At 38.2% G+C, this 25,676-nt stretch carries 24 protein-coding genes; 11 read left to right on the forward strand and 13 right to left on the reverse strand.

Annotation, left to right across the window (positions count from 1 at the left end):
- Positions 1-62 precede the first annotated feature (62 nt).
- The 5 genes from A6A20_RS01200 to yczE form a co-directional block, all read right to left on the reverse strand.
- The gene (locus tag A6A20_RS01200; RefSeq protein ID WP_279571761.1) at positions 63-2,723 is read right to left on the reverse strand and encodes a PqiB family protein; all 2,661 of its coding nucleotides are present in this window, start codon (positions 2,721-2,723) and stop codon (positions 63-65) included.
- A complete protein-coding gene (locus A6A20_RS01205) occupies positions 2,689-3,978 on the reverse strand; it encodes a paraquat-inducible protein A (protein ID WP_279571762.1) in 1,290 nt (429 codons plus the stop codon). The genes A6A20_RS01200 and A6A20_RS01205 overlap by 35 nt, the downstream gene beginning before the upstream one ends.
- Before the next feature lie 396 nt (positions 3,979-4,374).
- Positions 4,375-5,121: a class I SAM-dependent methyltransferase gene (locus tag A6A20_RS01210; protein WP_279571763.1), complete on the reverse strand. Its 747-nt coding sequence runs from the start codon at positions 5,119-5,121 to the stop codon at positions 4,375-4,377.
- Between the two features lie 3 nt (positions 5,122-5,124).
- A complete protein-coding gene (mtr, locus tag A6A20_RS01215; protein ID WP_279571764.1) occupies positions 5,125-6,375 on the reverse strand; it encodes a tryptophan permease in 1,251 nt (416 codons plus the stop codon).
- A 70-nt stretch (positions 6,376-6,445) separates the two neighbouring features.
- Entirely contained in the window at positions 6,446-7,087 is a 642-nt protein-coding gene (gene yczE / locus A6A20_RS01220) for a membrane protein YczE (protein ID WP_279571765.1), read from the reverse strand.
- A 173-nt stretch (positions 7,088-7,260) separates the two neighbouring features.
- On the opposite strand from yczE, the gene A6A20_RS01225 reads away from it, so the two are divergent.
- The 5 genes from A6A20_RS01225 to dusC all read left to right on the forward strand — a co-directional run bounded on the left by A6A20_RS01225 (position 7,261) and on the right by dusC (position 12,579).
- On the forward strand, positions 7,261-8,526 hold the full coding sequence (locus A6A20_RS01225) for a NupC/NupG family nucleoside CNT transporter (protein WP_279571766.1): 1,266 nt from the start codon (positions 7,261-7,263) through the stop codon (positions 8,524-8,526).
- Between the two features lie 96 nt (positions 8,527-8,622).
- Positions 8,623-9,840: a phosphopentomutase gene (locus tag A6A20_RS01230; protein ID WP_279571767.1), complete on the forward strand. Its 1,218-nt coding sequence runs from the start codon at positions 8,623-8,625 to the stop codon at positions 9,838-9,840.
- 22 nt (positions 9,841-9,862) lie between these two features.
- Positions 9,863-10,579 carry a purine-nucleoside phosphorylase gene (deoD, locus tag A6A20_RS01235; protein ID WP_279571768.1) on the forward strand — a complete coding sequence of 239 codons (717 nt, stop codon included), beginning with the start codon at positions 9,863-9,865 and terminating at the stop codon, positions 10,577-10,579.
- Positions 10,580-10,768: 189 nt separating this feature from the next.
- The gene (djlA, locus tag A6A20_RS01240) at positions 10,769-11,617 is read left to right on the forward strand and encodes a co-chaperone DjlA (RefSeq protein WP_279571769.1); all 849 of its coding nucleotides are present in this window, start codon (positions 10,769-10,771) and stop codon (positions 11,615-11,617) included.
- Between the two features lie 8 nt (positions 11,618-11,625).
- Positions 11,626-12,579, forward strand: a complete 954-nt coding sequence (gene dusC, locus A6A20_RS01245) for a tRNA dihydrouridine(16) synthase DusC (protein ID WP_279571770.1) — start codon at positions 11,626-11,628, stop codon at positions 12,577-12,579.
- 162 nt (positions 12,580-12,741) lie between these two features.
- On the opposite strand, the gene A6A20_RS01250 is transcribed toward dusC, so the two are convergent.
- The 3 genes from A6A20_RS01250 to rsmI form a co-directional block, all read right to left on the reverse strand.
- Positions 12,742-14,274 carry a peptide ABC transporter substrate-binding protein gene (locus tag A6A20_RS01250; protein WP_279573715.1) on the reverse strand — a complete coding sequence of 511 codons (1,533 nt, stop codon included), beginning with the start codon at positions 14,272-14,274 and terminating at the stop codon, positions 12,742-12,744.
- Positions 14,275-14,292: 18 nt separating this feature from the next.
- The gene (locus A6A20_RS01255) at positions 14,293-14,640 is read right to left on the reverse strand and encodes a RidA family protein (protein WP_279571771.1); all 348 of its coding nucleotides are present in this window, start codon (positions 14,638-14,640) and stop codon (positions 14,293-14,295) included.
- A gap of 167 nt (positions 14,641-14,807) precedes the next feature.
- Positions 14,808-15,650, reverse strand: a complete 843-nt coding sequence (gene rsmI, locus A6A20_RS01260) for a 16S rRNA (cytidine(1402)-2'-O)-methyltransferase (RefSeq protein ID WP_279573716.1) — start codon at positions 15,648-15,650, stop codon at positions 14,808-14,810.
- Positions 15,651-15,966: 316 nt separating this feature from the next.
- Here rsmI and A6A20_RS01265 point away from each other — a divergent pair, with 316 nt between their 5' ends.
- From A6A20_RS01265 to yfaE, 6 genes are all read left to right on the forward strand, one after another.
- A complete protein-coding gene (locus A6A20_RS01265; RefSeq protein WP_279571772.1) occupies positions 15,967-17,694 on the forward strand; it encodes a penicillin-binding protein activator in 1,728 nt (575 codons plus the stop codon).
- Entirely contained in the window at positions 17,694-18,065 is a 372-nt protein-coding gene (locus A6A20_RS01270) for a YraN family protein (protein WP_279571773.1), read from the forward strand. Before A6A20_RS01265 ends, A6A20_RS01270 begins: the two co-directional genes overlap by 1 nt.
- Before the next feature lie 4 nt (positions 18,066-18,069).
- Positions 18,070-18,669, forward strand: coding sequence for a D-sedoheptulose-7-phosphate isomerase (locus tag A6A20_RS01275; RefSeq protein WP_279571774.1), 600 nt, complete (start codon positions 18,070-18,072; stop codon positions 18,667-18,669).
- Between the two features lie 141 nt (positions 18,670-18,810).
- On the forward strand, positions 18,811-19,398 hold the full coding sequence (gene dolP, locus A6A20_RS01280) for a division/outer membrane stress-associated lipid-binding lipoprotein (protein WP_279571775.1): 588 nt from the start codon (positions 18,811-18,813) through the stop codon (positions 19,396-19,398).
- Between the two features lie 52 nt (positions 19,399-19,450).
- The gene (locus tag A6A20_RS01285) at positions 19,451-19,690 is read left to right on the forward strand and encodes a hypothetical protein (RefSeq protein ID WP_279571776.1); all 240 of its coding nucleotides are present in this window, start codon (positions 19,451-19,453) and stop codon (positions 19,688-19,690) included.
- A gap of 60 nt (positions 19,691-19,750) precedes the next feature.
- Positions 19,751-20,014 carry a class I ribonucleotide reductase maintenance protein YfaE gene (gene yfaE / locus A6A20_RS01290; RefSeq protein ID WP_279571777.1) on the forward strand — a complete coding sequence of 88 codons (264 nt, stop codon included), beginning with the start codon at positions 19,751-19,753 and terminating at the stop codon, positions 20,012-20,014.
- A 62-nt stretch (positions 20,015-20,076) separates the two neighbouring features.
- On the opposite strand, the gene yfbR is transcribed toward yfaE, so the two are convergent.
- The 5 genes from yfbR to A6A20_RS01315 all read right to left on the reverse strand — a co-directional run bounded on the left by yfbR (position 20,077) and on the right by A6A20_RS01315 (position 25,542).
- A complete protein-coding gene (gene yfbR, locus A6A20_RS01295) occupies positions 20,077-20,676 on the reverse strand; it encodes a 5'-deoxynucleotidase (protein WP_279571778.1) in 600 nt (199 codons plus the stop codon).
- 12 nt (positions 20,677-20,688) lie between these two features.
- Positions 20,689-21,708 carry an outer membrane-stress sensor serine endopeptidase DegS gene (degS, locus tag A6A20_RS01300; RefSeq protein ID WP_279571779.1) on the reverse strand — a complete coding sequence of 340 codons (1,020 nt, stop codon included), beginning with the start codon at positions 21,706-21,708 and terminating at the stop codon, positions 20,689-20,691.
- Positions 21,702-22,829, reverse strand: coding sequence for a bifunctional diaminohydroxyphosphoribosylaminopyrimidine deaminase/5-amino-6-(5-phosphoribosylamino)uracil reductase RibD (gene ribD / locus A6A20_RS01305; RefSeq protein WP_279571780.1), 1,128 nt, complete (start codon positions 22,827-22,829; stop codon positions 21,702-21,704). Before ribD ends, degS begins: the two co-directional genes overlap by 7 nt.
- Before the next feature lies 1 nt (position 22,830).
- A complete protein-coding gene (gene nrdR, locus A6A20_RS01310) occupies positions 22,831-23,280 on the reverse strand; it encodes a transcriptional regulator NrdR (protein WP_279571781.1) in 450 nt (149 codons plus the stop codon).
- A 324-nt stretch (positions 23,281-23,604) separates the two neighbouring features.
- On the reverse strand, positions 23,605-25,542 hold the full coding sequence (locus A6A20_RS01315; RefSeq protein WP_279571782.1) for an ABC transporter ATP-binding protein: 1,938 nt from the start codon (positions 25,540-25,542) through the stop codon (positions 23,605-23,607).
- Between the last annotated feature and the right edge of the window lie 134 nt (positions 25,543-25,676).

The following is a 25,676-nucleotide window of genomic DNA, read 5'->3' on the forward strand; positions in this document are numbered from 1 at the left end:
CGTTCCACTTTAAAATAAGACAAAGCAATCAGTATGCTTTACCTTATTTTAGATATAAAAGATTAAGGCATTACTGCCTGATTCCATTGTCTTGCATCTTCTGGACGTTGTTGTCTTAATAGAAAACGCTGATTGGCTTTGGCTTCAGGTTGCACAACCGTACCAGACGGGGTAGAGAAAGAAATTCCGCCTTTCAATAATTGTTGAATAGAACCTGTATTAAACTCTGCTCCTGACCAACCAAGCTCAAAGTTATAACCTGAGGCAAGCCAAAACTCAGAATTTTGGCGAACTAAATAGCGATGCTTATTACCAATTAAAATATGGATTAAAACTCGATCCCCCTGTTTATTAATTTCAATATTTTGAATCATTCCCACTTCTACACCACGATATAAAATAGGGGCCCCCGTCGTCAGATTCATCGCATTTGATGCCTCTAAAATTAATGGAAATCCATTATTATATTTGCTCGCGGTTGGCGTAATTTGCGACAATTTAAATTCCATTTTGCGTACGCCTGTCCCTGCTTCAACATCAATATAGGGCTGTAATAAGCTATCTAAATTTTCTATACCCCCTGCCGAAATTTGCGGTGAAATAATCTTAAATTTGCTATTTTCTCTGGCAACAATATCAAGGTATTCAGGTTGAATTAATGCTTTTGCCACAATACGCTTGCTCTTTTGATTAAAATTCACTTGTGATATTTCGCCGATAGTTAGCCCCATATATTTCAAGCTCATACCCTTACCAAGATTACTCGCATTATCCGTAATTAAGGTAATTTCCTGTCCTGCTGAACGAGCTGATAAGGCATTAGCATAAAGGGTTTTGTTACTGGCTTGTGGCTGTCCCATATTATCAAAGCTAATCGCTCCCTTTAAAGCTCGCCCTAGTGGAGAGGCTTGTACACTAATCCCTTTCGGCGTAATATCCACTTGAGTTGGGCTTTCTACCCAAAATCGGCTTTGTTTAGTTAATAAATGACGATATTTAGGATAAATCAATACATCAACTTCAAAATTCTTCGCCATTGGACGAATATCAAGGATTTTACCCACTTCATATTGACGATAAAGCACCAATGAATCAGGATTAATATTAGGCAAACTTGTAGTGGTAAGACTAATTGTTGGGGTTAAACGATTGCCCGTCATTCCCATATCCGCATAACTTTGATTTTTATATAACGGATAATGAGTAAGAACCGTATCCTCACTCGCCTGTCCCTTGACTAAACGAATTCCACCCTCTAACCACTTACTAGGGGTAGCTGCTTCTATTTTAACCCCATCTAATCCTAAAGAAAGATCAAAGTTTGAACCCGCAATAAATTTACTATCTTTCCCAATCAAATGACGATATTCCGCCGCAATGGCAATTGTAAATTTAACTTGTTCAATATCACTTTGACGTTTAATCACTTCACCGATAGTTATATCATGATAATAAACAGGTTGCCCTTCATCAACCCCGTAACTTTCTGGCGAAGTGAGTGTGAGTAATAAGGTATTAGGTCTTTTGAGTAGTAACTCTGATTGTTTAATTACCTCAAAATCATATCTGGCTTTCCCTTCTCCGGGCAAAATTTCAAAAGAACGCCCTTTAAATAATTCCTCAAGGTTAGTCAGATCTGCTAAGCCCATTTTCTTATCTCTTAACACAATTTCAGTACTTTGTCTGAGCAAATTCCCCATATTAGGATCAATTAATAATGTTCCCTGAATAATATTTTGATCTTGCTCTTGTTCATTAATTTTTAACTCTGACAATAAACCAACGGGCATATTTTGGTAAAAAACCAAGGTTTTATTCGGTTCTAATCCTGTAATATTCGGTAATTTAACCTTAACACTGATCCCGCGTTTAGCCGCTTGTAAATTCGGATAAAGGGTATAAATCTCATTTGCTTGTGCAACAGGGCTTTCCTGTGGCGAATCAAAGGAAACAGCCCCTTGTACCACTGCGTTTAAACTATCAATATTTACCGATAGCCCTGCTAAACTCACATCAGCTTGAATACCACTAATATTCCAAAAACGGCTGTCTTTTTTTACTAAATTGGCATAATTTTTCTCAATAACCACATCAATTTCTACTTTTTGTTGATCATCGGTTAAACGATAATCATAAATCTTCCCCACTGGCATTTTTTTAAAATAGACCGAAGCACCCGCCGAAATTGAGCCAAGATCATCAGAAATTAAATGAATTAATAAATCCCCTTGATGCACTTCCGCAATTGGTCCTTCATTTTCCGCTATAAAATGTTCCGCTGGTTCACCATCGCCGGGTTGCAATGTAATATAATTGCCCGATACGAGCGTATCTAATCCCGAAATCCCTGCCAGTGATGCACTAGGTTGCACAATCCAAAATTTGGTATTTTCCCGTAAAATAGAACGTGCTTCAGGATAAATATTCGCCGTTACTTCCACATGCTTTAAATCATCAGCAAAATTCACTTTTTTCACTTCGCCGATTTGTAAGCCTTGATAACGCACTTGTGTTTTACCTGCCACTAAACCATCGCCATTATTAAAGATAATGGTAATACTCGTGCCTTGTTCTTTAATAATTTGAAAGAATAAAGTTGCTCCAATAAATAAAGCAATTACAGGAAGTAACCAAAATGGCGAGATACGTTTAATTTGACGAATATACGCATTTTGGTATGTTTGAGAATCATTTTTTTTCGTGTGATTGTGATGACTTGTCATAAATTTTCCAAAGTAAACGACTATCAAAAAGTGAAGTTGAAATCATAGTAAGAAAAACGGCAATACCAAAGTAAAGTGCCGCTGGTCCTACCGAAAAACTAATAATTTGTCCTCTTGACACTAATGACATCATTAGTGAAAGTACAAATAAATCTAACATAGACCAACGCCCAACAAAATGCACAATATGCAATAATTTCATTTGCCATTTAATAGAATGTGCCCAACGAAAATGCACACAACAAAGCAAATAGAGCATAATCAAAATTTTGCCCACTGGCACAAAAATACTGGCGGTAAAAACCACAAAGGCAACAAAATAACTCCCCATCTCAATAAAGGAAATAACCCCTGACATCAAGGTATCAGAAGAAGGTGCGCCATTAAGGTAAACCGTAGAAATCGGTAATAAATTTGCAGGAATTAACATAATCAATCCCGCAATAAGCGTTGCCCAAGTTGCTTGTAGCATTAAATTATTATCTCTCTCGGTATGCTGATGACAACGAGGACAAATGGGTCTATGTTTTTTATCCCATAAAGGTTGCTCAAAACTATATTCACAATGATGACAAAAGTGCGGTGGGTTTTGTAAATAATTTTTTTCCTCAATTATTGTCGCTTGCTGTGAGGGATAAAAGGTATTCCAAAGGGCTTTGCTATCAATTTTAATAAATAACAAGGTAGTTAATAAGGCAGTAAATACAAAAGCAATTAAATAAATATCCATTTCCAAACTGGCATATTCCCGAACTTTAAAAGCAGCAACCGCAAGAGAAACCAAATAAACATCTAACATAACCCAAGGTTGTATCCGATTAATGGTTAATAACACATTTCTTGGTTTAATCTTGAATAGCTGTGCGAGGCGTAACATTATTACCAATAAAGCAAAAAAGATCGGCATTACCACTGCACAAATAAAAACCAAAAAAGCGGTGTAGGGGTAATTTTCTGTTGCCATTTTCCAAACACCGCCCCATACCGAGGCAGGTACAGATATGCCCAATAATTCAATACTCAATAAAGGAAAAGTCAAGGCAAAAGGCATTAAGATCAAAATAGATAAAGCGATAATAGCACAACGCTGTAAGCTCCAATGATTGCCTACCGCTAGAGTATGATGACAACGTGGACATAACGCTCGTTGCTGTTTGCTTAACCGCTGCGGAATTGCCACAAGTGCATCACATTCACCACAATGGGTAAATTGTTTTCTTTCTGTTTGTGGTAAAGATGATGCTGATACAGACATAATTCTCTTCTTGGTAAAATAAAAATGTTAAGTATATGATGAAATCCTGGGCTTGGCTACTTATCTTTTTTTGCTGTTCAGAGGACAAAATACGGTGTTAATTAATATAATAATTAAGGGAATAATCGGAAAATCAATATTTTTAAGAAATTATTGCAATATTTGACCGCACTTTGAATACAAAATACAGTGCTTTTAATGAAAGTGCGGTCAGTTTTGAGATTATTTTTTCCTGTTATTTTTCCGTCTTGGCGAACGGGTTTCGCCCCCTTTTATAAAGGGAACGACTTACTTTCTTTGCTCATCAGAGGACAGATGACGGAAAACAGAGGACTGAAATAAATACGCTAATTTATTAATATTTAAAGTTAATACTGTATTCTGTCCTCTAAACAGCTATCTTTTCCTTGCCCTAACAAATAACAACGGTGGGCGGTGTTTAAGATCTTTAAATTCCTGCTGCCATTGTGGTTGATCTGCCAGCATAGGTTCGGCAATCTGTTCTATACAAAATCCTGTGGCAATTAATTGGTTCATAATTGTCGCCATTGTGCGATGATAGGTGGTAAAAGATTGTTGAAACCAATTACGATGACGTATGCCCTCTTGTTGATAATGATTAAGGCGGTAAGCAATTTGTTGTTTTTGTTCGTCTTTTTGCCAACGTTCGCCTTGTTGGTGAGCGGTGGTAATGGGGTGTTCTTGAGAAAAAATCAATAAGCCGTTGGGTTTAAGTTTTCCATAAATTTGTTGAGTTAATTGGGCAAAATCTTCAATATAATGAAAAGCATAGGAACTGGTAATAATCTCAAAATCTTGCTCGGGTAATTGAGCAAGTTGGTTCATAGATAATTGATATAAAGCAAAGTGCGGTGCGTTTTGGGCGAGATTTTTTTGTGCTTGTGCCAACATGGCTTGCGATAAATCTAGTCCAACCACAAATTTTGCCCCTCGCTGTAAATAGAGGGCAATATGTTCCCCTGTTCCACAACCAAGATCGAGCATTTTTTTGCCTTGAATATTACCTAATAAGCCCAACATAGTGGGCTTTTCAATGATTTCATTAATGCTGATAGGGTTTTGCCGTAATTGTTGATAGCGGGCAAAAAAGCCTGCACTATCATAAACGCTTTTTTCTGTCATTATTTATCCTTTAAATTGTGGCAAAATACCGAGTTGATCAGCAATTTGTGCCACAATGTTTAATATGCCAAATAAAATAATGAAATAAATCATAAAGTTACCGCCATAAACGCGATAACTGGCATTGGCATATTTTTGGCGACTTGCCTTGGCAAGTAAAGCAGGCACAATGGCTGCCCAAATGGTGGCAGCTAAGCCTGCATAGCCGATAGCAATCACAAAGCCATAGGGAAATTGTAAACTAAGCAATAATGGCGGTAAAAAGGTGATTAAGGTGGTTTTAGTTCTACCCATTAGGCTATCATCAAATTTGAGCATATCCGCAATGTAATCAAATAGCCCTAAGGTTACGCCTAAAAAAGAGCTGGCTATCGCCATATAGGCAAAGAATTTTAACACTAAACCAATATAATCCGTTTGAATATAGGTATTTAGGGCTTGTAATAACGCCGAAATATCGCCACCTTGTGCAATCACAGGGGCAAATTCGGCTCGTGGTAAATTGCCTTGAATAGCGAGTTGCCAAAGAATGTAAATCACTAAGGCAATCCCTGTGCCAATAAAAATACTATAAGCCACACGTTTGCCATTGCGATCATAATATTTCACTAAACTTGGTACATTACCATGGAAACCGAAAGACACTAGACAAACAGGAAGTGCGGTCAAAATATAGGGTAAATATTGTTGCTCGCCTTGGGCAATATGATTAAACAAAATATCCATTTTCACATCGCTTAATAGCCCTGCGGTGGAGATAAAAAAGGAAATGACCATACCTGCGATTAATACGGTAGTGAAACGATCCACTGCTTTGGTAGAAAACCAAACAAAGAAAGCAAGGAGCAAGCAAAAAATCAGCGAGCCTGTGGTACGTCCTATTAGCCCTTGTTCTGTACTGGCAAAATATTGATTAATCAAACTTTCGGTGATACTGCCACCAGAGGTAATATAAGCATAGGTAAGAATATATAACACAAAGGCGACAGAAAGTCCGTTAATGATATTCCAACCATTACCCAGTAGATCTTTAACAATGGTGTCAAAACTTGCTCCCGTTGGGTAATGTAAGTTTGCCTCTAAAATCATTAAACCTGAGGTGGTCATACAAAACCAAGTGTAGAGCAAGACAAAAATTGAGCCAATAAACCAAATACCAGACATTGCGGTTGGATTAGCTAGCATACCTGCACCGACGGCAGTGCCAGCGATAATCATTGCACCACCTAACAGTGATGGAGATTTTGTTTGCATAGGGATTTCCTTATTTGTTCTTTATTTCGCACTATTATAGTAGTACAAAATAAAAAGTAAATAAGCGATATTAGTGATCACAAATTCTGATAAAACGTAAGGTATATTGCACAATCCAACCTACGGCGAGAGCAAATATTAACGTAGTAATACCAATAGTACCACCAAGAAAAAAACCTAAAGCACAAACAACAACTTCTATTGTAGTACGAACAATCCCCACAGGACAACGAAAGTGGTAACAAAGTCCCACCATTAAACCATCTCTTGGGCCTGCTCCCATGTGGCAAGTGAGGTAAAGTGCTGAACCTATGCCAAAAAGCAATACACCTAAGCCCGCATAAGCTAATTGATTTAAATATTGTTGCGGTGCAGGTAAATTATCCACTGTGAGGCTTAAGACTAATGCTATCACAATAATATTTAGAATCGTCCCCAAACCTGCTCGTAATCCTAGCGGAATCCAAAGTAACATCACAACCACACTGATCCAAAATGATGCCCAACCTATATCAATATGGGCTTGCAAGGAAATACCTTGTGCCAATACTGTCCAAGGGGAAGAACCTAAATCAGCTAATACCAATAAGCCATCACCTAATCCCATCAAGGCTAATGCACTAATCAACATTGCCAGAGGTTTAGGATCTAAAGCATAAAGATGTGCCGCTGTCCATTTTGTGGTGGGTAATACAGAATATTTTTTCGTCATAAGCCTGTTACTTTTATTGATTAAGCACATAATAAAAGTAAACCGATAAAATCACCAATATATTTATTTTATTAGTCATATTTTTTTATCATAAAAACCTTGTGATTGATTGCTTAGCATTGGCAAAAAAAGTAGAATGGCGCCACATTTTAAACTTCAATAGGTAATTATCTATGGATACCCTAATCAGTATCGTTGGTATTTTCGTTCTTCTCGCCCTTGGGGCATTATTTTCTAATAATCGTCGAGCCATTAATTTGCGTACCGTTGGTGGTGCATTATTGATTCAAATTGCCATAGGGGCATTAATTTTATATGTGCCTGTTGGTCGTGATGTGCTTTTAGCCATGGCAAATGGTGTCAGTGAAGTCATCGCTTATGGTAATGAAGGTATTCAATTTCTGTTTGGTGGTCTCGCCACTGATAAAGCCTTTGAGGTCTTTGGCGGTGAAGGGTTTATCTTTGCTGTTCGTGTATTACCCACCATTGTGTTTTTCTCTGCATTAATATCCTTACTCTACTATATCGGCGTGATGCAATGGATCATCAAAATTATTGGTGGCGCATTACAAAAAGCACTTGGCACATCAAAATCTGAATCCATGTCTGCCGCCGCAAATATTTTTGTGGGACAAACCGAAGCCCCTTTAGTGGTTAAACCTTTTATTAGTAAAATGACGGAATCTGAACTATTTGCCATTATGTGTGGGGGCTTAGCCTCTATTGCAGGATCAGTGATGGCTGGCTATGCAAGTATGGGTGTACCACTTACTTATTTAATTGCCGCATCATTTATGGCAGCGCCAGCGGGATTATTATTTGCGAAATTAATGTATCCACAAACCCAAATTTTCAATGATGATATTCAAAAAGTGGAATTAGAAAAACCTGCTAATATTTTAGATGCCGCTGCTTCTGGTGCTTCAGCAGGTATGCAATTAGCCCTTAATGTAGGGGCAATGTTATTGGCTTTTGTTGCCTTAATCGCCTTACTTAATGGTATATTAGGCGGTGTAGGAAGCTGGTTCAATTACCCACAATTATCCTTAGGTTTAATCCTTGGTTGGATTTTCAAACCCCTTGCTTGGATCATTGGTGTTCCTTGGTCAGAGGCTGAAATTGCAGGGCAACTTATTGGTACTAAATTAGCCATTAATGAATTTGTAGGCTACCTTGAGTTTTCTAAATATTTATCGCCAGAAGCCCCTGTGTTATTAAGCGATAAAACTAAAGCCATTATTACCTTTGCGCTTTGTGGTTTTGCCAACTTTAGCTCAATCGCCATTCTTATCGGCGGATTAGGCGGAATGGCTCCAAATCGTCGTGGCGATATTGCTCGCTTGGGGATCAAAGCGGTGATTGCAGGTTCTTTAGCCAATTTAATGAGTGCAACCATTGCAGGCTTATTTATTGAATTAAGTGGCTCTGCCTTAGTCTAAAGATAAAGTGCGGTCAATTTTGATAAAATTTTACACCACGCCTAGCGTGGTGTTGTTCTATTTAAGCTAACGAAAACGTTTGCGTAGGAGGAGAATATGAAACGTGTATTTGTCATGATGCTAGATTCATTCGGTATCGGTTACGCTGATGACGCAGAAAAGTTTGGCGATAAAGGTTCAAACACCTTAGGACATATCGCTGAACAATGCTTTGCAGGACAAGCTGAGCAAAACCGCTCAGGGGCATTACAATTACCCCATTTAGAAAAATTAGGCTTAGGACTTGCCGCTCAACAATCTCGAGGTTTACCCGCAGGCTTCAACCCTAATCCTGAGTTAATAGGGGGCTATGCCTATGCCAAGGAAATTTCCTCAGGCAAAGATACTCCCTCTGGACATTGGGAAATTGCGGGTGTGCCTGTTTTATTTGATTGGGGATATTTTCCTCAGCAACAAAATAGCTTTCCAGAAGAACTGTTGCAACGTATCGTAGCAAAATCGGGGATCTCTGGCTATCTTGGTAATTGCCATTCTTCTGGTACAGTCATTCTAGATCAACTTGGCGAGCAACATATGCAAACGGGCAAACCGATTTTTTATACTTCGGCGGATTCCGTATTCCAAATTGCCTGCCACGAAAAAACCTTTGGTTTAGAAAAACTCTACGAGCTTTGTCAAATTGTGAGAGAAGAATTAGCGGATTACAATATTGGGCGTGTTATTGCTCGCCCATTTATCGGAGAAAAAGCTGGCGAGTTTCAACGTACAGGTAACCGCAAAGATTATTCCATTGAACCACCTTCAGCAACGGTATTACAAAAATTAGTGCAAGAAAAAGAAGGGGAAGTAGTTTCTATTGGTAAAATTGCAGATATTTATGCTCATACGGGAATAACGAAAAAGGTAAAAGCCACAGGATTAGCGGAACTATTTGATAAAACTTTAGAAGAAGTACAAAAAGCAGGTGACAATACAATCGTCTTTACCAATTTTGTCAACTTTGATTCCGATTATGGCCATCGCCGTGATGTGTCAGGCTATGCCGCTGCCTTAGAATATTTCGATCAACGTCTTCCTGAATTATTGGCTTTAATTCAAGATCAAGATTTATTAATTATTACCGCAGACCATGGCTGCGACCCTACTTGGCAAGGAACAGATCATACCAGAGAGCATATTCCTGTGTTATTATATGGGGCGAATGTGCCTAAACAATTCTTGGGGAAACGAGAAACCTTTGCTGATGTTGGACAGACTATCGCAAGCTATTTTCATTTATCGCCAATGGATTACGGAAAAAATATTTTAGATTAACTGACAAAATAAGGATAAAAAAATGACTCCACATATTAATGCACCTGCTGGTGCTTTCGCTGATGTTGTATTAATGCCGGGCGATCCATTGCGTGCCAAATATATCGCCGAAACCTTTTTACAAGATGCCAAAGAAGTCACTAATGTACGTAATATGCTAGGCTATACTGGCACTTATAAAGGCAGAAAAATCTCTGTTATGGGGCATGGTATGGGTATCCCTTCTTGCTCTATTTATGCCAAAGAATTAATTACCGAATATGGCGTGAAAAAAATTATTCGTGTAGGTTCTTGTGGTGCGGTGCGTAGCGATGTCAAGATCCGCGATATTATCATTGGCTTAGGGGCTTGTACTGATTCTAAAGTAAATCGTATTCGCTTTAAAGATAATGATTTTGCTGCTATCGCTGACTTCGCAATGACCTCGGCGGCAGTGCAAGCAGCACAAGAGAAAAAGATTAATGTACGCGTGGGCAATCTTTTTTCTGCGGATTTATTCTATACCCCTGATGTTGAAATGTTTGATGTGATGGAAAAATATGGCATTTTAGGCGTAGAAATGGAAGCTGCAGGGATCTATGGTGTTGCCGCAGAATTTGGTGCTAAAGCGTTGTCTATTTGTACCGTTTCTGATCATATTCGTACTGGCGAACAAACCTCCGCCGAAGAACGTCAATTAACCTTTAACGAAATGATTGAAATTGCTTTAGAATCGGTATTAATTGGCGATAACCAATAAATTAAGTGCGGTACGTTTTTAAATTTTTTTGTATCATACTCTTACCTACTTTATGTAGGTAAGATTTTTTTATGCGTTATATCCTTGTTTTAATTTAAGACAAAGATTAATAATTTATTAAGTTTTAACCATTATCATTATGGTAAGGCATATAAGAAACCATAACAAAATAAAGAGGGAAAATTTAAGGTGAATTTTATTGGAAAATTATTAGGTTTTATTGTGGGATACCGCTTTGGCGGTTTTTTCGGTGCAATTTTTGGGGCGATTTTAGGGCATTTAGCGGATAAAAAGATTTATGAATTAGGCTCTGTCAGCTCCAGTTTTTTCCCAAAACCCCTTACTCGCCAATCGCTCTTTATGCAATCTACCTTTGCAGTATTAGGGCATTTAAGTAAAGCCAAAGGGCGTGTAACCGAAAACGATATTCAGCTCGCCACCAATTTAATGGCACAGATGCAACTTGATGATGCAAACCGCAAACTCGCTCAACAAGCCTTTAATCGTGGTAAACAAGCGGATTTCCCTATTCGCCAAGTTATACGTGAATTTCGTGTCGCTTGCGGACAACGTGGCGATTTGTTGCGTATGTTCTTAGAAATTCAGGTGCAAGCCGCTTTTGCCGATGCCCATTTACACGATAACGAAAAAGATGTCTTATTTGTGGTGGCGGAAGAATTAGGGCTATCTCGCTTACAATTTGAGCGTATGTTAGCCATGGTCTATGCCTCACAACAATTTGCTCGTGGTGGTTATTATCAACAACATCGCCATCATCAACAAAACCAACAAGGCTATCAGCAACATCAATATCAACAGGGAGCAACCCTTGAACACGCTTATCAAGTCTTAGGGGTAACCGCACAAGATGATCAAAAAACCGTTAAACGGGCTTATCGCCGTTTAATGAATGAACACCACCCTGACAAATTGGTTTCTAAAGGTTTACCAGAAGAAATGATGGAAATGGCAAAAGAAAAAGCCCAACAAATTCAAGCCGCTTATGATTTAATTTGCAAAAGCAAAGGTTGGAAATAAATTTTGCTATGCGTATTATTCTCGCCCCCATGCAAGGGGTTTTGGATCCCCTTGTACGCCAATTATTAACTGCCATTAATCAATACGATCTGTGCATTTCTGAATTTGTCCGTGTAGTGGATCAACGCTTGCCCAGTAAGGTGTTCTATCGTCTTTGTCCAGAATTAGCCAATCAAGGTTTTACCCCCTCTGGCACGCCTGTACGTGTGCAATTACTGGGGCAATATCCTCAATGGTTGGCAGAAAATGCCGAACACGCTATTGAACTAGGGTCTCAAGGTATTGATTTAAATTGTGGTTGTCCCTCAAAAACCGTAAACGGTAGCCAAGGTGGGGCAAGTCTGCTCAAACAGCCTGAATTAATTTATCAAGCGACCAAAGCCATTCGCCAAGCTGTACCGCAAGAACAGGTGGTGAGCGTCAAAGTACGACTAGGTTGGGATAGTGCAGATTTTGCTTGGGAAATCGCCGATGCGGTACAACAAGGTGGTGCAAATGAAATTACTATTCATGCTAGAACCAAAACGGACGGTTATCGAGCCGATCGAATAAATTGGCATAAAATCCAGCAAATTCGTGAAAAACTACAAATCCCCGTTATTGCTAATGGCGAAATTTGGGATTGGGACTCGGCACAACGTTGCCAACAAATCACAGGTTGCCAAGATTTAATGATTGGGCGTGGTGCATTGAATATTCCTAATTTGAGCTTAGTGATTAAATATCAACAAACTAAAGCCTCATGGTGTGAAGTGATGCAATTATTACAACGATATGCTTATTTACACAACCCTTATGATACAGGTTTTTATCACATTGCACGTATTAAACAATGGCTTCAATATTTAAAACAAGTTTACCCTGAAGCCAATGAACTCTTTCAGCAAATAAAAACCTATCAGCAGGTTGATCAACTCAAACACTGTATTGACCAACAGCTCAACAACGCTAGCCTTTTCTAAAATAAGGCAAGGCAAACACTGTGTTATTTCAAAGAAGAACGGCTATAAAAGCCATGGACTAATATAGTCGTTTCAATTTGAAATAAGACAAGGCAGCACGCCGAAGACAGTACAGACAGTACAGACAGTACAGATAGTACGGCAAGGCGTGCTAACACGGTATTATTTCAAAGTGGAACGACTTATAACACGGCGAAATAAGTCCTTGCTATAAATAACACCTGTGGGATTATCTTGCTGATAGCCTGCGATACTTGGGCTAAAATAAACAGGATAACGATATTGGAACAACGGTAAAACTACCTTATCCTCTTGTACAAGATTTTCTAATTGAACATAAAGCGCCTTTACATTTTCCTGTTGAGCAAGCAAAGCTTGTTCCAAAAATTTATCAAACTGTGCGTTTTGATAGCCCATTTTATTATCTGGACTATGGGAATACAAAAGGCTAAAAAAAGCCATAGGATCATTATAATCCGCACACCAGCCCGAACGGATTAAATCAAAATCGCCTTGATTACGCTTTTGCTGTAATTGCTGCCAAGTTACTGGTTCTGGCTTTATTCTGATCATATCCGATTGCGACCACATTCGGATCAACTGTTCAGCGATTAAAGGATGGATACTCTCGGTATCATAAGTTAAACGTAAGGTTAAAGGATTTCGCTCACTAATCCCCTGTTGAGATAATAACTGCTCTACACTATTCCCTTGCCAATGATCCATAAATTGTTGTTGCAAATTTTGTGGTAAAAAATCACGATGAACACGCAATGTAGCAGGTAGCCCCTCTATATGGGTCAACGCCAGCAAAGATGTCAAACCATTGCGTATGCGTTGTTGTGCTAATAAAGGGTGGCGGAAATTAAATTCATAATAATAGGTACATAATCGATCAAAATATTGCAGGTTAGCAACTGGTTGTCGTGGTTCTTCAACGAGATCTAGCGTAGTTATATCCTGCGTTGCATTAATTTTATGATAATCTACCTGCTTAAATGCCACCGCCTTTTCATTCCAATAATAGGGATTTTTACCTAAATGGATCACATTGTCCTGCTGAGATAACAACTGATAAGCCCCATTACTAACAAATTCTCCCTCCTTTAATTGCCCTTGATAATGGGGAAATAATGCCACATTGGATAACATTTTTACCAAATAAGGGGTGGGTTTATCTAGGGTTAATTGCAATATACGCTCATCAATCGCCACAACCCCAAGTTGTTGCACAGGTAAATGCCCAGCAATCACCGCTTGAGCATTATTGATATTCATTAAGGCTAAATATTGCTTTAACGCCGTTTCTGAACGAGCTAATTGTTGCCAGCTTTGCACAAAATCTTGTGCCACCAATGGTGTGCCATTAGACCAAGATAAACCCTCACGCAAGGTAAATCGCCATTGTTGATAATCTTCTGTATGCCAACTTTCTGCCAAGGCAGGAATAACCTGCCCAGTAGGGTCAAGCCCCACCAAACCTTCAAATAAATCACGCAAAAACTGTGCTTGTTCTTGTCGTTCAAGCTGATAAACATCTAAAGTCAAATCACCATAAACCCCTCGAGTTAATAAGGTTCGGCTAGCTTGAGCGGATTGCGGTTCCTGATGCTCAATAGAAGATTGCGACACCGGCTCACAAGCGGTTAATAGAGTAAAAATAATGGTAAAAAGCACCGCACTTTTGTTTATCATCGTCACAGCAAACCCCATTTATACTGCGGCAGTTACCACAATTTCCACTTTCCAAGCTGGATCGGCTAAAGCCGCTTGGACACAAGCTCGAGCTGGTGGAGAAGTAGGATCAACCCATTGATCCCAAGCCTGATTCATCAAAGCATAATCTTGCATATCCGCTAAAAAGATTTGTGCGGATAAAATTTTTCCTTTATCTGAACCCACCGAAGCCAATAAACCATCAATCAAATGTAACACTTGTTGGGTTTGCCCATAAGCATCTGCCGTTGTATCTTCTGGTACTTGTCCTGCCAAATAAGCAATGTCTTGATAAACTGTCATTTCACATAAACGTGAATTTGCTTGAAAACGTTGAATTGTCATACTTTCCTCAATGATTTTGCTAATATCCTCATTCCATTTTATAGTCGTTTCAATTTAAAATGAGACAAGGCGGTACGCCGAAGACAGTACAAGTAGTACGGCGAGGCGTACCAACGCTGTATCATTTTAAAGTGGAATGACTATAAATTGAAACCACAATAAATTATTCAAAAATGTTCTAACCCAAATTGATATAAAGCATTTTTCTTATATCCATATAATTGTGCCACAATGGCGGCCGCTTTTTTCAACGGCAATTCTTCACTAATTAACTGCAAAGCTTGAATAGCTTGATTAGAAAACGCTTGTTCTTCCGTCTGTTGGTAACCTTCCACAATCAACACCATTTCGCCTTTTGTACGATAAGGATCTTGTTGCAACCAATTAAGCAAATTTGCCAAATTATCGCCATAAAGGGTTTCCCAAGTTTTGGTTAATTCTCTCGCTAATACCACATAACGATCGCCACCAAATATATTCATCATATCCTGTAAACAAGCCAAAATACGATGCGTAGATTCGTAAAAAATCAAAGTGCGGTCTTCTTTGGCTAAATTTTTTAATTTATCGCAACGGGCTTTGCTTTTGGCTGGTAAAAATCCCTCAAAACAAAAACGGTCAGAGGCAATTCCCGAGGCACAAAGCCCAACAATGGCGGCACAAGCCCCCGGGATAGGCACAATAGTAATGCCTGCTTGTCGGCATTTGCGCACTAAATGAAATCCGGGGTCGCTAATTAATGGTGTTCCCGCATCAGATACTAAGGCAATATGCTGTCCTTGTTTAAGTTTTTCCACTAATAAATCCGCTTTTTGTTGTTCATTATGATCATGCAAAGCAAAAAATTTTTTATCAATACCATAATGGCTAAGTAATAAACCTGAATGTCTAGTATCTTCTGCGGCAACTAAATCCACTTGCTGTAAAACTTGCAAGGCTCGTTGGCTAATATCTTGTAAATGCCCAATAGGGGTAGCCACAATATAAAGTGTTCCTGTTGAATTATTCATCATATTTTTGTCTTTAATTTGCTTTTAATCATTGAGAAAGTTAAGATCACTGATGATTTTGCCACTCAATTTGCTAAAATTTCCACCAATTCTGGAAATTCTAAAAAATTTAGTGATATTATAACTAATTAGCAACAAAATAAGGTCATATTATAGTCGTTATATTTTGAAATAATACTGTGTTGATAAGCCTCTCCGTACCCATTGTACTGTTTTCGGCTTGTCGCCTTATCTTCTTTCAACTTAAAACGACCATATTTTGCTAACAATTAGTTATAAACATAATCATTGATTTAACAATCCTTATGGAGTAATTATGTTCGCTATTTTATTACAACGCATTAATTTTAAAAATCTATTAATGCTTTTTTTATCCGCACTTTTACTTGCTGGTTGTACTGCAAATGGCATTTTTGGCAACAATAGCAGTAACCTACTAAAAAATGATGCTAATTACAATTCTGAATTTTATCTCAATCAAATTCAACGCCAACAAAATGTTGAAGACAAAATCACTTATCAACTTTTAGCGGCACGAGTATTAGTCAGCGAAAACAAAATTCCTCAAGCAGAAGCATTATTAACCGAATTAGGTGCTATTTCTGACAAAATACAATTAATGGATAAAAACCTTGTGGAAGCAGAAATCGCAGCAGCGAAAAAAGAAAACAGTAAAGCCACAAACTTACTAAGAACCCTTGATTTATCTCAACTTAGCCCATCACAAAAATCACGCTATTATCAAACAGAAGCTCGCATAGCTGAAAACCAATATGATATTTTAGCGGCGATCCAAGCCAGAATTAAAATGGATACCGAATTATCAGATACCCAACGAAAACAAGAAAATAATGATCGTATTTGGGCATTATTACGCAATGCTAATCGTGGAATGATCAATAATACTAACCCACAAGGCAATGCTGGTTTAGCTGGCTGGTTAGATTTAGCCCGAGCTTATAATGATAATCTCTCTAATCCGAGTTACCTTGCTACCGCATTACAAAATTGGCGAGCTTCTTATCCAAACCACAGTGCCGCTTATTTATTACCTACTGAATTGCAAGGTATTTTCAACTTCCAACAAACTCATTTAGGGAATATCGGTTTATTCTTGCCATTAAGTGGCAATGCCCAATTAATTGGTTCTACCGTAAAAGCAGGCTTTGATGATGCCAAAGGCAATAGCCCTGAAAATGTGCGTATCTTTGACACGATGACAAATACTATGCCTGAAATCATTGCCCAAGCACAACAAGCAGGTATTACTACATTAATCGGTCCATTAATCAAAAGCAATGTAGATAATTTACTTAACAGCAATAATCTACAAGGTTTTAATATTCTTGCCTTAAATTCAACGCCAAACTCGCGTGCCTTGAGCCAAGTCTGTTATTATGGATTAGCCCCTGAAGATGAAGCGCAATCAGCAGCAAATAAAATGTGGAATGATGGTATTCGTGAACCTTTGGTGATCGTGCCGCAAAATGACTTAGGACAACGTACCGCCTCCGCCTTTAACTTACGTTGGCAACAACTGGCGGCCACCGATGCCAATACTCGTTTCTATAACAATCCTGATGATATATTGCCATTATTAGAACAAAGTGGCGAAAATGTACAAGCCCTCTATATTGTGGCATTAAGTGACAGCTTACCAATGATCAAAAATGCGGTGGATAATAGCAATCGTCAGGTTAAACTTTATGCGAGTTCAAGAAGTCATTCCGGCAACAATGGGCCTGAATATCGTATGATTATGGACGGATTAACATTCAGCGATATTCCATTTTTCCGAGATACACAATCGGAACAATACAAAAAAGTTGATAATTTAACCCATGGCGACTATTCTCTTATGCGTTTATATGCCATGGGTTCTGATGCTTGGTTGTTGATTAATCAATTTAACGAATTACGCCAAATTCCAGGTTATAGCATTAATGGCTTAACAGGCGTACTAAGTGCAGGTCCAAATTGTAATATTGAGCGTGGTATGACTTGGTTCCAATATGTCAATGGCGATATTCGTATTCTTAATTAATGAAAAAAATCAATAAACGACAACAAGGGGCAGAGTTTGAATATCAAGCTCGCCTCTTTTTAGAATCTCAAGGATTAACGTTCATTGCAGCGAACCAATATTTTCAATGTGGTGAATTGGATCTCATTATGCAAGATCAGCATACCCTTGTTTTTGTTGAGGTACGCCAACGCTCCACCAGCCAATTTGGTAATGCCGTTGAAAGTATTGACTATCGTAAACGGCAAAAATGGATCCAAGCTGCTAATCTTTGGCTTGCTCAATATGAACGTAGCCTTGAAGATACCGATTGTCGTTTTGATTTAGTTGCTTTTGGTGCAAATCCACAACAACTACAATGGTTGCAAAATTTTATTGAATTAAACAATTAGTTTTATGTTAGAAAAAATTAAAGATCTTTATACAGAAAGCCTACAAACCCAAATTTCGGCAGCTGAATTACTTCCGCAAAAAATTCAGCAAGCCGCCCAAAATATGGTAAATTGCCTTATTCGTGGGAATAAAATTATTGTCTGTGGTCATGGACGCTCACATATCAATGCTCAATTACTGGTAGCAAACCTCCTCAATAGATACGAATTAGAACGCCCAAGTTTTCCAGCGGTATTACTTTCACTAGAAAGTGCGGTTGGTTCTGCAATTATTTTTGATAGCGATCCAAGTTGTTTATATCAACGCCAATTTAACGCCGTCATTCAACAAGGGGATATTTTGGTGGTTTTTTCGCCCTATGGAAAAGAAGAGATGATTTTAAACCTTATCCATAACGCCGCCAGTAAAGACATTATGGTTATCGCCCTAACCAGCGCCCAAAATGACCATATTCAAGGGCTATTGGCTGATGATGATGTAGAAATCGCCCCACCAACAAGTAAAGAAAGCCGAATTATAGAAAGCCATACTTTTGTGATTAATGTGCTTTGTGAACTTATCGATCATGGTATTTTATTTTCATCAGAGCATTATAGCCATTAATATAGCCATTCTATTTTAATAGATTAAAGAATAACAACTAACAAGTTAAAAGATGATAATGCGGTAAAAGGGTTTTTGTTATATACTAGCTCACTAAATTATCGCAATTTATCTCAATTCCCTATTTGCCAAGGAGTTATCATGAAAAAAAGCAATTTGCTCAAACTGACTGTTATTATTGGCAGTATTTTTGCCTTACAGGCTTGTGTAACCGCCGCCGTAGTTGGTACAACCGCTGCCGTTGCCACCAAAGTTGCCACTGATCCACGCACATTAGGCACTCAAATTGATGATGAAACTTTAGAAGAACGGGTATTATCACAAATACGCTCTGATGAACAAATTAAACAAGAGGGACGTATTCAAGTGGTATCCTATAATGGACGCATTTTATTAATCGGACAAGTTCCTCAGGAAAGCCTAAAAGAAATGGCTAAGAATCTTGCGATGGGCGTAAATGGCGTAACCGATGTTTACAATGAAATCCGCATTGGTAACCCCATTACCATTGGACAAATCAGCAAAGATAGCTGGATCACTACCCAAATTAAATCTAAAATGCTAGTGAGTGCTGAAGTAAAAGCCTCTAATATTAAAGTGATTACCGAAAATGGCGAGGTTTTCCTAATGGGGAATGTTACTCAACAACAAGGCAATGCTGCCGCAGAAATTGCACGAAATATTGCAGGTGTACAAAAAGTGGTAAAAGTATTTGCGTATTTAGACTAAATCGCATAGTTTAGACAACACACATATTGAACAAATACAAAGGTAAAGCTATATGAACAAACAACATAAACTCAGCAAATTAGAACGCCAACAAAAACGCCATACCAAAGAATTTCTCATTTCTTTTCTCGGCGTTTGGTTAGTTATCGCTGTTTTAGCCGAAATATTTATTGTCATTGAAGTTCTAGATAACCACCCAGGCTATCTTATCACGTCAATTATCGCTTTAGCTTTTGTGGTGCTGTTTTTCGCTTTATTTGTTTGGAATAAAAAAACCAAAGACAAGGTTTAATCCTTAGTATTCGCAAGAAAATAGCAAATCCGTTCTGTGGTTTGCTATATATTTACCCTTATGCCCAAAATTTCTCTTTTACCACAAAAAATAACCTTGCAACATAATAACCAAATATCCCTATTGGAAAATTTGGAACAACATGGCATATATCCAGAATACCAATGTCGCAGCGGCTATTGCGGTGCTTGTCGAGCAAAACTCATTAAAGGCAAGGTATCCTATCAAGAAACGCCCCTTGCCTTTTTACAACCTAATGAAATCTTACTTTGCTGCTGTCTTGTTGAACAGGATATAGAGATTGAAATCAAATATATAAAATAATAAAGTGTTGGCACGCCTCGCCTTATTTTAAATTGAAACGACCATAGCATTATCTATCATCACTATAAGGTCATATCATCCAAACTTCGTCCAAAACTTGGTACAAATACCTCTAGAAAATAACGCATTTCTTCACTATACCATTGCTGTATAAGTTGATCTAAGCGTGCTTTGGCTGAAGAAAATTCAAGATTACCCTGCTCTAATTCAAATTTTGCTTTAATATAAGCACATAAAATATCAGCTTGTTTGACAATATTTTTTTCTTGCTCGCTAAACAGCCCACTATCTAAATAAGGGGCAAAATCTTGTTGTAATTCTTGAGGTAAAAAACTGAGTAAATGTTTTTCTGCCACTTCCTCAATTTGTTTATAAGCCTGGGTAATATTTTGATTAAAATATTTAATAGGGGTAGGCAAATCGCCTGTAAAAATTTCAGAACTGTCGTGATACATTGCCATAACCGCAATACGATCAGGGTTTACCTTACCAGCATAATACTTATTTTTAATAATCGCTAATGCATGGGCAACAAAAGCCACTTGTAGGCTATGCTCAGCGAGATTTTCTTTTTCAATGGTTCGCATTAATGACCAACGATAAATCAAACGCAAACGGTCAAGGCAGGCAAAAAAATGACTGGGTTTTATTTGTTGTAGCATAATTTCCCTCTTTTAGTTCGGATATTCTGCCAAGGTAACATTAAATTCTAATTGTTGTGCTAAACGTGCCACTAACACTTTAACTTGAGTATTCGGTGGTATATCCGACACCAAACGCATTAAATTGGTTGGCGATGTAACAGGTTGACCGTTAAATTTTAAAATAATATCGCCTTGACGAATTCCTGCCTTATAGGCTGGACCATTTGTGGCAACATTGGTAACCAATACCCCCGCATTGCTCGCTCGCTGCCCAAGGGTATATAAATCGCTTTCAATCCCAATATAGCCCCGAATAACACGTCCATCACGAATAATTTTATTCATCACATCAATGGCAATATCCGTAGGAATGGCAAAACTCAACCCCTCGGCAATTTCATTACTATCCTTGCCAATACTTAGAGTACTGATCCCAACCAGCTCTCCCAGAGAATTAATTAACGCCCCCCCTGAATTACCCCGATTAATAGAAGCATCAGTTTGAATAAAATTTTGTCGCCCAATGGCATCACCCACCGCATTACGCCCAGTGGCACTAATAATGCCTTGTGAAACACTTTGCCCAAGATTATACGGATTACCTATGGCTAACACCACATCACCCACATAAACTTGACGTGCAGGATTATAGTGAATGGTCGGTAAATTATTGGCTTTAATTTTTAATACTGCCAAATCCGTTAAACTGTCCGAACCTATCACATTAGCATTAAAAATTTGCCCTGATTGCAATGCCACCACAATTTGATCGGCATTATTAATCACATGGCGATTAGTCAAAATATAGCCTTCTTTTGACATAATCACACCTGAGCCTAAATTACTAATTTGTAATCCTTGACGTGCATTATTTTGTAATGAAAAGGATTGGCTATATACATTAACCACCGCAGGCGAAGCATTTCTCACCGCATTTTTAAAGCTCATAGGCTCACTATTTCGGTTAACGTTTAATTGTGGCAATACAAATAAAATGAGCAAAGCAACCGCTAATCCTATACCAGCGGCTTGCAAGAGTTTTTTCAACATAATTTATCCTTAACATAAATTAACTTGAGATCCTGATCGAATTGTTTTACTTCTTGCAAACGCCATTGTGGTGCTTGGGCAAGTTGGGTTAAGTGAGGTAAATGGCATAATCCCCTCGCCTGATCCCCCAATAATTTCGGGGCAATATAAACAATTAATTCATCAACAAGATCGGCTTCAACTAAAGCCCCAGCAAAAGTCGCCCCTGCCTCAACCCAAACAGAATTAATTTGTCGTTGCCCTAATTGCTCCATTAAATAAACTAACTGCTGAGTGCCAGATAGCGCTGGTAAGGAAATGGCTTGACAAAAGTGCGGTAGATTTTGCGATTTTTTTTCCGTTTGGCTAACCACATAAATGGGCGAATTAGTTTGAAATAATGCCAAATCAGCACTTAATTGATGATGACGATCCATAATAATACGAATAGGTTGGCGTAAAGTTTTATCAGGATACCCCTGTTTTACCCCCTCAGGTAATTGTTGCCAACGTACATTTAACTGAGCATTATCCATTAAAACAGTTTGGCTAGTAGAAAGAATAGCACTCGCTTTCGCACGTTCCACTTGCACATCAGCTCGTGCTTGTTGCCCCGTAATCCATTTGCTCTCCCCTGTGGCTGTCGCCGTCCTACCATCAATGGTCATCGCCATTTTTAATCGCACATAGGGCAAGCCTGTTCGCATACGTTTTAAAAAACCACGATTTAACCATTCCGCAGACTCTGCCAATAGCCCCACTTGAGTTGCAATCCCTGCCTTTTCTAACATCGCTAATCCCTTGCCTGCAACCTGTGGATTAGGATCTTGCATTGCCGCGATTACCCTGCTTACCCCAGCCCCAATTAACCCCATAGCACAAGGCGGTGTACGCCCAAAATGGGCACAAGGCTCTAAAGTAACATAAGCAGTCGCCCCTTTAGCTTTATGCCCAGCCATACGCAATGCCATGACTTCTGCGTGAGGCTCACCAGCTTTTACATGAAAACCCTGTCCAACGATCTCATCTTTATTCACAATCACACAACCTACCGCAGGATTTGGGCTTGTCGTAAACTCCCCTTGCTTAGCTAAATCCAAAGCCAGTTGCATAAATTGATAATCTTGCTGACGAAATGTCATCTCAATCCTTTAATTTCTCAATTTCTTTACTAAATTCATTAATATCTTCAAAGCTCAAGTAAATGGAAGCAAAACGAATATAAGCCACTTTATCTAAATGTTTTAATTCATTCATCACTAACGTCCCAACCCATTTACTCGGCACCTCACGCTCGCCTGACGTCCTTAATTGATGAATAATTCGCCCAATAGCTTGTTCAATATCATCGGCACTAACAGGGCGTTTTTCTAAAGCGTGTTGCATACCCCCTCTTAATTTGTCTTCATTAAAAGGTTCTCTTGTACCATTATTCTTGATAATTCTCGGGATAATTAACTCAGCCTCTTCAAAGGTAGTAAAACGCTCATGGCATTGAGTACATTCACGACGACGGCGAACTTGATAACCTTCCGCCACTAAACGGCTATCAATAACTTTAGTTTCCTCGGCAGAACAAAATGGACAATACATAGCCACTCCTCTCAAGTCAAACGAACAGTTATTCTAACAATTTTCTTATCAGGTTAAAACGTTAGAAATTGACATTATTCAGGAAATTCACTAATTTATCATCGTTTCATGTTGAAATAAGGTAAAGCAATCCCCCCTCAAACAGCAAAGTGCGGTCAGTTTTGAAATAATTTTTTTCCGTAAACTCAGTATTTCCGATTATTTTCCTAAAAAAATACTCTGAAAATTTAGAGACATAAGCATGGAATCAAAGAATTGAGAACAAAAAAACAGGGCTATTTTTAATTAACCATAAAATGATTGTAATCTGCCTAAATAATATTCTTATTTTGCCTGACTATTTTTTTCCTCTAAGTATTCCCAACGCTCAAAGGCTTGCTCTAACGCCGTTTCTAAATCGGCTAGCTGTTGTAATTTAGCCGAAGTATATTGATGCTCCTGTTGGAAAAATTCGGCTTGGCTTACTTCTTGTTGTAATACGGTAATTTGTTGTTCTAATTGTTCTAATAATTGCGGTAATTGTTCTAATTCTCGTTGTTCTTTATAACTTAGTTTAACTTTTTTCTCTTGTAAGAAAACTTTTTTGTTTTTGACCGCACTTATTTTTTCTTTGTCTTTATCTGTTACTGAATTTGTTACGGAAGTAGTTTGTTTTTGAGCAAAATATTGCTGTTGTTGCTGTTTGGCATCAGCAAAGCCACCAACATATTGATTAACTACACCTTCGCCCTCAAAAAAATAACATTCAGTTACGGTATTATCAATAAATTGACGATCGTGGCTAACAATCAATAATGTACCTTGATAATGGGTTAGAATATCTTCTAATAACTCTAAGGTTTCCACATCAAGATCGTTGGTTGGTTCATCAAGAATTAATAAATTATTGGGTTTTAGCAAGAGTTTTGCCAATAATAAACGGTTACGCTCGCCACCTGATAAAGCTTTTACCGGGGTCATTGCACGTTTTGGTGGGAATAAAAAGTCTTGTAAATAACCTAATACATGGCGTTTAACCCCATTTACTTCAATATCTTGTTTGCCATCAGCCACATTGTCCATCACTGTTTTTTCAGGATCTAATTCGGCACGATATTGATCAAAATAAGCCACTTCCAGTTTAGTACCACAACGAATTGTACCGCTGGTGGGGGTTAATTGTCCTAATAACAATTTAATAAAGGTAGTTTTTCCACAGCCGTTTTCGCCCACTAAGGCAATTTTATCGCCACGTAAAATGGTGGTAGAAAAATCTTTAAGTAAGACTTTATCATTAATTTGGTAATTTACTTTATCCAATTCAAAGACAATTTTGCCAGAACGGGGAGATTGATCTAATTGGATTTTGGCATTGCCCATCACTTCTCGCCGCTGGCGTCTTTCCTCTCGTAGAGCTTTTAATGCTCTTACACGCCCTTCATTGCGAGTACGGCGTGCTTTTATGCCTTGTCTAATCCAGACTTCTTCTTGAGTAAGTTTTTTATCAAATAATTCATTTTGTAAGGCTTCAACTCGCAAGTTTTCTTCTTTGCTTTGTACATAATCATCATAATTACTTGCATAAGAAACTAATTTGCCTCGGTCTAAATCCACAATACGAGTTGCCATTTTGCGGATAAAGGCACGATCGTGAGAAATAAACACAATCGCTCCTTTAAACGTCAGCAAAAACTCTTCTAGCCATTCAATGGTGGCAACATCTAAATGGTTAGTAGGTTCATCAAGTAATAATACATCAGGATCGCAAACTAAAGCACGAGCCAAAGCGGCTTTGCGTAACCAACCGCCAGAAAGTGCTGATAATGGGGTTTGAGCGGATAAGGACAATTTAGTTAGTACATCATGAATTTTATTTTCAAATTGCCAAGCACCAAGATGATCTAATTGACTTTGTAATGAAGCTAATTCATTTAATTTTTGTTCGCTATATTGTTGTTCTAATTGAAGCGAAAGGGAATGATATTGTTTGAGTAACTCAGCTAAATGTCCAATCCCTTCTGCTACATAATCAAATACCGTTCCGTTACTATGACGCGGTGGATCTTGTTCTAAACGAGCAATAACGGTTTCTTTTTCATATTGTAACAGTCCATCATCAAGCTTTATTTCACCAGCAAGAATTTTGAGTAATGATGATTTACCCGCACCGTTACGTCCGACTAAACAAACCCGTTCGCCTTTTTCAATATAAAGTTCACAATGATCTAATAAAGGGTAATCGCCAAAGGAAAGATAAGCGTTGCTAAGATGAATTAATGCCATATATTGCCTTTTATTAAGAGCTGTTTATACCAAACAAGCGAAATTTGATGTCATAAAATATAATTATTCTAACAAATATCCCTAGCCGAGGACAGTATTCATGCTTAATTAAGAATTTAACATTATCATAATTA

Origin of the sequence: Volucribacter amazonae, assembly GCF_029783845.1 — a bacterium.
Taxonomy (GTDB): domain Bacteria; phylum Pseudomonadota; class Gammaproteobacteria; order Enterobacterales; family Pasteurellaceae; genus Volucribacter; species Volucribacter amazonae.